At 73.7% G+C, this 9,352-nt stretch carries 7 protein-coding genes and 1 riboswitch; all 7 genes read left to right on the plus strand.

Annotation, left to right across the window (positions count from 1 at the left end; all coding sequences use genetic code 11):
* Positions 1-76 precede the first annotated feature (76 nt).
* The 7 genes from I6A81_RS20785 (at position 77) to I6A81_RS20815 (ending at position 9,217) form a co-directional block, all read left to right on the plus strand.
* Positions 77-1,249 (plus strand): LLM class flavin-dependent oxidoreductase, encoded by a 1,173-nt coding sequence (locus tag I6A81_RS20785; protein ID WP_203010277.1) that lies wholly within the window; start codon positions 77-79, stop codon positions 1,247-1,249.
* Positions 1,246-2,652, plus strand: a complete 1,407-nt coding sequence (locus tag I6A81_RS20790; RefSeq protein WP_203000029.1) for an LLM class flavin-dependent oxidoreductase — start codon at positions 1,246-1,248, stop codon at positions 2,650-2,652. Before I6A81_RS20785 ends, I6A81_RS20790 begins: the two co-directional genes overlap by 4 nt.
* Entirely contained in the window at positions 2,649-4,055 is a 1,407-nt protein-coding gene (locus I6A81_RS20795) for an LLM class flavin-dependent oxidoreductase (protein ID WP_203000027.1), read from the plus strand. The genes I6A81_RS20790 and I6A81_RS20795 overlap by 4 nt, the downstream gene beginning before the upstream one ends.
* 183 nt (positions 4,056-4,238) lie before the next feature.
* Positions 4,239-5,027 carry a TauD/TfdA dioxygenase family protein gene (locus tag I6A81_RS20800; protein WP_203000024.1) on the plus strand — a complete coding sequence of 263 codons (789 nt, stop codon included), beginning with the start codon at positions 4,239-4,241 and terminating at the stop codon, positions 5,025-5,027.
* Positions 5,028-5,073: 46 nt separating this feature from the next.
* Positions 5,074-6,333, plus strand: coding sequence for an LLM class flavin-dependent oxidoreductase (locus I6A81_RS20805; RefSeq protein ID WP_307874794.1), 1,260 nt, complete (start codon positions 5,074-5,076; stop codon positions 6,331-6,333).
* Positions 6,334-6,335: 2 nt separating this feature from the next.
* Complete coding sequence (locus tag I6A81_RS20810; RefSeq protein WP_203000020.1) at positions 6,336-7,226, plus strand: alpha/beta fold hydrolase; 891 nt, start codon at positions 6,336-6,338, stop codon at positions 7,224-7,226.
* A 335-nt stretch (positions 7,227-7,561) separates the two neighbouring features.
* Positions 7,562-7,678: riboswitch (SAM riboswitch) on the plus strand.
* A 33-nt stretch (positions 7,679-7,711) separates the two neighbouring features.
* Positions 7,712-9,217, plus strand: coding sequence for an aminotransferase class V-fold PLP-dependent enzyme (locus I6A81_RS20815; protein WP_307874795.1), 1,506 nt, complete (start codon positions 7,712-7,714; stop codon positions 9,215-9,217).
* The last annotated feature ends 135 nt before the right edge of the window (positions 9,218-9,352 follow it).

Genomic DNA, 9,352 nt, shown 5'->3' on the forward strand with positions numbered 1-9,352 from the left:
ACCCCGCCGGGGGCGGGGGGCGGCGGCGCGCCCCCCCCGCCGTGGAGCGGCGCCGCCGCTCGCTCGGGCTGCTCGCATGACCGAGGCCAGCACGCCGAGTCCCGGCGCCGGGGATGGCACCGGCCGCCCGTTCCGGCTGGGGTTCCTGACCCACGTTTTCGGCCGGGAGGAGCCGCGCGAACTGTTCCGCCGGCTGGTGGAGCTGTTCGTCGCGGCCGACGAGCTCGGCTACGACAGCGGCTGGGTCGCCCAGCACCACTTCCAGCGGGAGTACGGCCGGTTGCCGTCGCCGCTGGTGCTGCTCGCCGCGGCGGCGCAGGCGACCAGGCGCATCGACCTGGGCACGGCCGTGGTGGTGCTGCCGCTGGAGGACCCGATCCGGCTCGCCGAGGACGCGGCGGTCGTCGACGCGATCAGCGGTGGGCGGCTGCAGCTGGGCCTTGGCACGGGCGGGCCGAGCAGCCCGGTGTTCGGCGCCTTCGGCCGCGACGCCGAGGCACGCCGGGAGCTGTTCGCCGAGGCGCTCGCCCGGCTGCGCGGGCTGCTCGGCGGGGAGCCGGTCGCGGGGACCGACGGGCTGCGGGTGCAGCCGCCGGCCCCGGCCCTGGCGAGCCGGCTGTGGGACTCGACGTCGACCGCCGACGGCGCCCGCCGGGCCGCCCACGCCGGCGACGGCCTGATTCTCGGCGTCGGCCCGGCCGAGTCGACCCAGCGCCCGCTGGCCGACGTCTACCTGGCGGCGCACCAGGCCGAGCGGCGCGCCGCCGAGCAGGCCGAACACCTGGCCGAACGGTCCGACTGGGGGCCAGGCGTGGCGGCGTCGGCGGCGGCGTCGGCCGCGGTGTCGCTGACCGTGCCGCCGGCGCGGATCGCGGTCGCGCACGGCGTCTTCCCAGGGCCGGATCGGCACGCGGCGGCCCGCGACCTGGCGGCCGACATAGCGCGCTACCGCGGATACCTGACCCACTTCGGGCTCCCGGCGGACGCGGACGACCTGACCACGCTGGACGCGATGAACGTCCACCACGGCCCGGTCGAGACCATCATCGACAGCCTCGCGACGAACGCGGTCGGTCCTCGGGCCGTCTCCACCTTCATCGCCGCCATCCAGGGCGAGGCCGGCGGAGCCGCCGACTTCGACGCCACCCTGCGCCGCCTGGAGGTCATCGCCACCCACATCGCCCCCGAGCTGGGCTGGCGCCCGGCAAGCCCTGTCGGTGTGGCAGATCCGGTCGGGGTGGCGTTGTGACCACTGAGAAGCCACGGCGGCTGACACTCGGGGCGTTGCTGCATGGTTCCGGCGGGCACATCGCTGGCTGGCGCCATCCGCTGTCCCCGCCGGACGGGCAGCTGGACCTGGCGCATCACGTCCGGATCGCCCAGACGCTGGAGCGCGGCACCTTCGACGCCCTGTTCATCGCGGACGTCGTGGCGATCTGGGGTCATGATCTGGACTCGCTGAAGCGGACCGCCCGCGCCGACCACTTCGAGCCGCTCACGCTGCTCGCCGCGCTGTCGACCGTCACCGAGCGGATCGGGCTGGTCGCGACCGCGACCACCACCTACAACGAGCCGTTCCACATCGCCCGCAAGTTCGCCTCGCTCGACCACCTGTCCGGCGGTCGGGCCGGCTGGAACGTGGTGACCTCCGTCGTCCCGCTGGAAGCCGGCAACTTCGGCCGGGACACGCACCTCGAGCACACGTCGCGCTACCGGCGGGCCGAGGAGTTCGTCCACGTCGTGCGGGCGCTCTGGGACAGCTTCGCCGACGGCTCGGTGACCCGGGACCAGGCGAGCGGCCTGTACTACGACCCGGCCGGGCTGCGCCCCGCGCGGCACGCGGGGGAGCACTTCACGGTCCGGGGGCCGCTCAACATCTCCCGGCCGCCGCAGGGCAACCCGGTCCTCTTCCAGGCCGGGTCGTCGGAGACCGGCAAGGACTTCGCCGCCCGCCACGGCGAGGTCGTCTTCACCGCGCAGACGTCGCTGGAAGGTGCTCAGGCCTTCTACACGGACCTGAAGACGCGGGCCGCCGCGCACGGCCGGCGCGGCGGCGAGGTGCTCGTCTGGCCGGTGCTCACGCCCTACGTCGCGAGCACCGAGCGCGAGGCGCGCGCCCGGCTCGACGAGCTGCAGGACCTGGTGCACGACGACGTGGCGCGCCGGCTGGTGCAGGACAACATCGGCGACCTGGACCTGACCGGCTACCCGCTGGACGGGCCGGTGCCCGAGATCGGCGCCACCAACCGCAGCAGGAGCCGCCAGGACCTGCTGCTCGACCTCGCCCGCCGGGAGAACCTGACGATCCGGCAGCTCGCGCTGCGGTTCGCCACCGTCGGCTCGGTCGTCGGCACGCCGGCGACGGTCGCCGACCACATCGAGAGCTGGTTCCGTCGCCGCGTCGCGGACGGCTTCAACATCAGCTTTCCGTACCTGCCCGGCTCGGCCGAGGACTTCGTCGACCAGGTCGTCCCCGAGCTGCGCCGCCGCGGCCTGTTCCGCGCCGAATACGAGGAGAGCACCCTGCGCGGACACCTCGGCCTTCCCCGCCCCGCCGGCCGTCCCTTCACGCCTTCCGAGCTTTCCGAGCCTTCCGTGTCTCCTGTGTCTCCTGTGTCTTCCCGCGTCGACGCCGAGGCAGGCACGCGATGACGGCCACCCCAGCCGAGACGGTGACGCCAGCCGAGACGGTGACGCCAGCCGACGCGCCGAGGCGTCGCGAGCTTCACCTGAACGCGTTCCTCAAGCCACCGGGGGAGTACCTCGCCGCCTGGCGGCACCCCCACGCGGCGCCCGACGCCGGGGTGAACATCCGCCACGTCATCGAGCTCGCGCGCACCGCCGAGCGGGCGAAGTTCGACGCGATCTTCTTCGCGGACCTGGTCGGCGTGCCGTTCGCCGATCAGGAGGTGCTGCGCCGGGTCTCGGTCGTCAACGACTCGTTCGAACCGACGACGCTGCTCGCGGCGCTGGCGACCGCGACCAGCCGGATCGGGCTGATCGCCACTGCCTCGACGACCTACAACGAGCCGTACCACCTGGCCCGCACGTTCGCCTCGATCGACCACATCAGCGGCGGCCGGGCCGGCTGGAACCTGGTGACCTCGCTCAACGACGCCGAGGCGCAGAACTTCGGTCTGGACCAGCACGTCGACCATGAGCTGCGCTACGAGCGGGCCGCCGAGTTCTTCGCCGTCGTCACCGGCCTGTGGGACAGCTTCGACGACGACGCGTTCCTCTACGACCAGAAGACCGGCCGCTACTTCGACGAGACCAGGCTGCACCGTCTCGACCACCGCGGCGCCCACTTCCGGGTGACCGGGCCGCTGAACATCCCGCGCCCGCCGCAGGGCCGGCCGGTGATCGTGCAGGCGGGCTCGTCCGAGACCGGCAAGAACCTGGCCGCCGCCGTGGCCGACGTCGTCTTCACCCACCATCCGAGCCTCGCCGAGGCGCAGGTGTTCTACGCCGATCTCAAGGCGCGGGCCCGGGCGGCCGGTCGCGACCCGGACGAGGTGGTCGTGCTGCCCGGCCTCGCGACGGTCGTCGGCCGCACCCTCGCGGAGGCTGAGGACAAGCTCGACCGGCTGACCAGGCTGCTCGACCCGCGGGTGGCGCTCGCGGACCTCGCCTACTGGCTGGGCGGCGTCGACCTGACCGCTCACCCGCTGGACGGCCCGCTGCCCGAGCTGCCGCTGTCGAACCAGAGCCAGAGCGCCCAGCGGCACATCGTCGACCGGGCAAGAGCCGGCGGCCTGACCATCCGCCAGCTCGCCGCGCAGCTCACCCGGGACTCCAGGACCGTCGTCGGCACGCCCGCGTCGATCGCCGACCACATCCAGGAGTGGTTCGAGGGCCGCGGCGCCGACGGATTCAACGTCGTGTTCCCCTACCTGCCGGACACGCTCGACGACTTCGCCACGCTGGTGATCCCGGAGCTCCGCCGCCGCGGCCTGTTCCGCGCCGAGTACTCCGGCCGCACGCTGCGCGAGAACCTCGGCCTGCCGCGCCCGCCCAGCCGATGGTCCACCGCCCGGCCACGGACGCGCTCATGACGCCAGTTCATCCCGAACGTGTGCCCGGTCAGCGGAAATGGCGGTAGGGGGCCGCCTCACTCCTCGCCGCCCCGCGGCACCCGGCGGCCGGGGGAGTGGCGAGTCCCGAATCCACGGATACTAGTTCATAAAATCGATCGACTAAGTAAAGTTAATGGCACATCCGACGCAGAGGAGGTCACGGTGACCGCCACCAGCACCGCGCCCTACGAAGTCCGCCAGGCCAGCCCCGTCCTTGGAGCCGAGATCGTCGGCGTCGACCTGGCGGGCGGCGTCGACGACGCCACCGCCGAGGCCCTGCGCGCCGACTTCTGGAAGCACAAGGTGCTGGTGTTCCGGGACCAGGACCTCTCGCCGGACGCGCACGTGCGGGCCGTGCAGATCTTCGACGAGCCGTTCGACCACCCCCTGTGGCTGTACCGCCACGAGGACAACCGGCTGGTGTACGTCTTCAACCTCGAGAAGGCGGGCGGTGCCTCGACGTGGCACGTCGGCGGCACCTGGCGCAACCCGCCGTTCACCATCGAGTCGCTGACCTACCAGGTCGTGCCGGAGATCGGCGGCCACACGCTGTGGGCCGACCTGCAGGCCGCGTACGACGGCCTGTCCGAGCCGTTCAAGCAGCTGCTGGAATCGGTCAGCGCCGTGTACAGCGCCGACCCCGGGGACGGGACCTACGACCGGCCGCCGGTGACCGAGACCGTCGAGCACCCGGTCGTGCGCACCCACCGCCACACCGGCCGCAAGGGACTCTTCCTCAGCTCGTCGGCGCTGCGGCTGACCGGCATCGGCCAGGCCGAGGGCGAAGCCCTCCTGCCGTTCCTCCTGTCGCACGCCTCGTCGCCCAACTACACCGTGAGCTTCGGCTGGAAGCCGGGAGACTTCGTGATCTGGGACAACCAGGCCACGTGGCACTTCGCCGTCAACGACTACGACGGCCCGCGCGGCTATCGCAAGGTCATCGGCGGCTGACCCCGCGGGCGGGGCATGACCGGTCGCGACTTCTCGTGAGGTGCACGTGAGATTCCAGGTGCTCGACATCCTTCCGCACATCCAGAACCCGGTTTCCGGGCGGCTCGTCACCACGGCGGAGCGGTACGCGCAGGCGCTGGCGTCCGCCCGGCGCGCCGAGGAGCTGGGCCTGGACGCGGTCGCGCTCGGCGAGCGGCACGCCGGGCCGTTCCTCTCCTCCGGGGTGACGGTGCTGCTCGGGGCGATCGCCGCGGCCACCACGCGGGTGCGTCTGCAGACCGGGGTCAGCGTGCTGTCCATCCTCGACCCGGTGCGGGTGGCCGAGGACTACGCCACCATCGACCAGCTCTCCCGCGGCCGGCTCGAACTGGTCATCGGGAAGGGGAACGAGGCCCGCCAGCTGCCCCTGTTCGGCATCGAGCCGGGGCAGCAGTGGGAGGCGCTCGCCGAGAAGTACGAGCTGCTGCGCCGGCTGTGGCGCGAGGAGAACGTCACCTGGTCGGGCCGGTTTCGCCCACCGCTGCGCGAGGCGACCACCCTGCCGCGGCCCTACGCCGGCGCGCCCCGCGTCTGGCACGGCTCGGCGACCACCCACACGTCGGCCGCGCTGGCCGCCCGGTGGGGCGACCCGCTGTTCAGCGCCAACGCCATCCAGCCCCGCGACAACTACACGGTCTTCCTCGAGCACTACCGCGCCGAGTACGCCCGGCACGGGCACGATCCGCGCTATGCCTACGTCGCCGCGGGAGCGGGATTCCTCTTCCTGGCCGACACCACCGCCGAGGCGCGGGAGCACTTCGGCCCGGTGTACGAGAAGATGGTCGAGTTCTTCAACCGGCCCGGCAACCACACCCCGGGCAACGAGATGACCTTCCGCGACATCGACCACGCCATCGCGGAAGGCCCGGTGCTGGTCGGCAGCCCTCAACAGATCATCGACAAGATCATGTACTTTCACGCCGGGTTCGGCCACGACCTGCAGGCGTTCAGCCTGCCCACGATGATTCCGCACGAGCAGCAGCTGGAGATGCTCGAACGCCTCGCCACCGAGGTGATCCCCGTCGTCCGGCGGGCGGCGCCGACCACGCTGTGGACCGACCAGGACCCCTACGGTGGCCGTCCGGCGTTCGCCGGCAACCAGGTCGCCGACGCCGCGGCCGTCATCGCCGGCGCCGGCGCGCCCACACCCGCTGACGCCGACGCCGGCGCGGAAAAGGAAACCGTGGCGAGGCTCGTCACAGCCGGACAGCCGGTCTCCGGCGGATGGAACGCGGATCGGGGCACCAGCCCGCGACAGGAAGGATGACGATGGGTCACGACCCTGCCGAGTTCGATTTCCTCGCGGAGGAGGCGGCCGAGGTCGGCGCTTCGCCCGAGCTTCCGCCGGTGCGCCGCGTCGAGGTCCCGGCCCCGGACGGCGCGCTCAGCGCGCTGCTGTGGGGCGCGGCGCCCGAACTCACCCTGCTGCACGGCGGCGGGCTGAACGCCCATACCTGGGACGCGACGATTCTCGCGCTCGGCCGGCCGGCCCTCGCCCTGGACCTGCCAGGCCACGGCGACTCGGCGTGGCGCGACGACTTCGACTACTCCCCGCGGCGCAACGCGCGGGCCGCGGCCGAGGTCCTCGACGCGGTGGCGCCGGGCACGCCCCAGACCGTCGTCGGGCAGTCGCTGGGAGCCCACACCGCGATCGCCCTGGCCGAGACGCGCCCGGACCTGGTCGGCCGGCTGGTCCTCGTGGACGCCAGCCCCGGCCAGCGCCTCGAGGACGCGGCCCAGGTGACCGACTTCCTCGCCGGGCCGCAGGTGTTCGGCTCCCGCGAGGAGATCGTGGAGAAGGCGCTCGCCGCCGGGATCGGGTCGTCGCACCGCGCGCTCACCCGCGGCGTCGCGCTCAACACCCGGGTCCGTGACGACGGCACGGTCGTGTTCAAGCACCACTTCGCCAGCCCGCCGCCCGATGCCGGGTTCACCATCGACTTCCGTGACCTGTGGCCAGCCCTGGAGACCTCGGCGGTCCCGGTGCTACTGGTCCGTGGCACGTACGGGTTCCTCTCGCCGGAGGTGGTCGACGAGTTCCGCGCCCGCGTGCCGCGAGCCGAGATCCTCGAGATCGAGTCGGGCCACAACGTCCAGGAACAGCAGCCGGCCGCGCTGGCCGCCGCGATCAGCCGATTTCTGGCCGGCCCGACGAGCTGAGCCGCGCCGCCAGCGGCGCGGCACCGGCGGCCGGCTTCGACCTGCCAGCGGCGGGTAGTCAGGAGGCCGCCGGGTCGCCGGTCGCCGATCTCCCCGGTTGACGACGTCTCCAATCGGCGACGTCTCCGGTCGGCGAGGTCTCCGGAGGCGCGTCCGGAGACCTCGCCAATTGGGGGTGGCCAGCCGGTCGGCGTAATCCCTACAAAACCAGTGGGAAATCTGTTAGCGTGAGAGCGCCACCAAGGACGCAGGCAGTGCGCGACCCCAGGCGGTGTGCGACCCGGTGTCGCCGTGGTATCACGGCGGGCGGTTGCACGTAGGTAAAGTTCCAACCAGGTCAAGAGCGCCAGCGCCAAGCCCGGGCTTGCTGGCCGGCAACCCTCCTCCGCGGTGGGGTGCCCCCCGGGTCGAGACCAGGCCGCGCCGGGAAGTCCGGCGGGCAAGCGCGGACCCTTCCCGGGTCCCGGACCCAAGGAGTCGTGGCTGTGGCGCGCCCGCAATCCGTCCTCGATCGATCCCCTGCCCCCGCGGCGGGGCGCGTACCCATCGGCGTGGGGCCGGCGCCGCTGCTGCCGGTCGTCGGCGGCGACCTCGACATCCCGCTGGTCGGCGGCAGCCAGGCCCGGCACGCCAACCTCGACTATGCGGCGAGCGCGCCAAGCCTGGTCACCGTGGCCGCCGAGGTCGCGCGGCTGCTGCCGTACTCGGCGAGCGTGCACCGCGGTGCCGGGTTCGCCTCCCAGGTCTGTACGTCCGTGTACGAGGGCGCCCGCGCCGAGGTCGCCCGTTTCCTCGGCGCCCGGCCCGACGACGCCGTGATCTTCACCCGTAACACCACCGACGCGGTGAACCTCCTGGCCCGCGCCGTCGCGCACCTGCCGGGCAGCGACCTGGGAGGTCCGCCGGCAGGCCCGCGGGTCGTGGTGCTCGACCTGGAGCATCACGCGAACCTGCTGCCCTGGTCCGGGCCGAACCTGACGGTGCTGGCGGCCCGTCCGACCCAGGCGGAGACCCTCGACGCGCTCGCCGCCGCGCTGCGCGCCCAGCCGGCGGCGCTCGTGGCCGTCACCGGCGCGTCCAACGTCACCGGCGAGCGGCTGCCGCTCGCGGACGTCGTCCGGATCGCCCACGGCGCGGGCGCCCGCGTGTTCGTCGACGCCGCCCAGCTCGCCCCGCACCGCCGGATCGACCTGGCCGCGCTCGGCATCGACTACCTGGCGCTGTCGGGGCACAAGCTCTACGCGCCGTTCGGGGCGGGCGTGCTCGTCGGCCGCGCCGACTGGCTGCACCTCGCGCCGCCCTACCTGGCCGGCGGCGGCGCCGTGCGCAACGTCGCGCTGCGCCATCTGGGCCCCGCGCGGGCGGGCGAGGAGAACGCCTTCACGCGCCCGTCGGCCGGGCTCGAGGTGACCTGGGCGGACGCTCCCGCCCGACACGAGGCAGGCACCCCCAACCTTCCCGGCGCGGCGGCGCTCGCCGCCGCCTGCCGGGCGCTGGCCGCGCTGCCCGACGGCGCGCTGGCCGCGCACGACGAGGCACTGCGGGCCCGGCTCGAAGCCGGCCTCGCCGGCCTGCCCGGGGTCCGGGTCCTGCGCCTCTGGCCCGATGCCGCGACCAAGGCGGGCGACACGGCGCCGGTGGGGGTGGTCGCCTTCACCGTCGCCGGCCGTGAGCCCGACGCGCTCGCCGCGTACCTGTCCGCCGAGCACGGCATCAGCCTGCGCGCTGGCCGGTTCTGCGCCCATCCGCTGCTCGACCGCCTCGGCGCCGCCGACGGCGCGCTGCGGGCGAGCGTGGGCGTCGGCTCCACCGCCGCGGACGTCGACCGGCTGCTGGCCGCCCTCGACTCCTACCTGACGGCCGGGCCCCGGTGGCGCTACGTCCGTGGGGCCGGTGGGTGGATGCCCAGCCCCGACGACCGCCGGCTGCCCGGCTGGGCGAGCGCGGTCCCGGCCGCTCCCACGCCGGCGCCGTCGCCGTGCGACGCCTGACCACACCCGCGCGGTCTCGGCGCACAGCCCCGGACCGGGCCGGGCCGACTCGGAGGATCGGCCCGGCCCGGACGGATCGGGCTTGACCACGGAGGCTGAAACGTCACCACGAGCGCGCTGTGGGTGCGGAGTCGC

It is taken from the genome of Frankia nepalensis (assembly GCF_016786325.1).
GTDB lineage: Bacteria > Actinomycetota > Actinomycetes > Frankiales > Frankiaceae > Pseudofrankia > Pseudofrankia nepalensis.

Bases quoted from the DNA above. Each gene is read 5' to 3' on its own strand.
- I6A81_RS20785 (WP_203010277.1), top strand. From the start codon at position 77: ATGACCGAGGCCAGCACGCCGAGTCCCGGCGCCGGGGATGGCACCGGC.
- I6A81_RS20795 (WP_203000027.1), top strand. From the start codon at position 2,649: ATGACGGCCACCCCAGCCGAGACGGTGACGCCAGCCGAGACGGTGACG.
- I6A81_RS20810 (WP_203000020.1), top strand. From the start codon at position 6,336: ATGGGTCACGACCCTGCCGAGTTCGATTTCCTCGCGGAGGAGGCGGCC.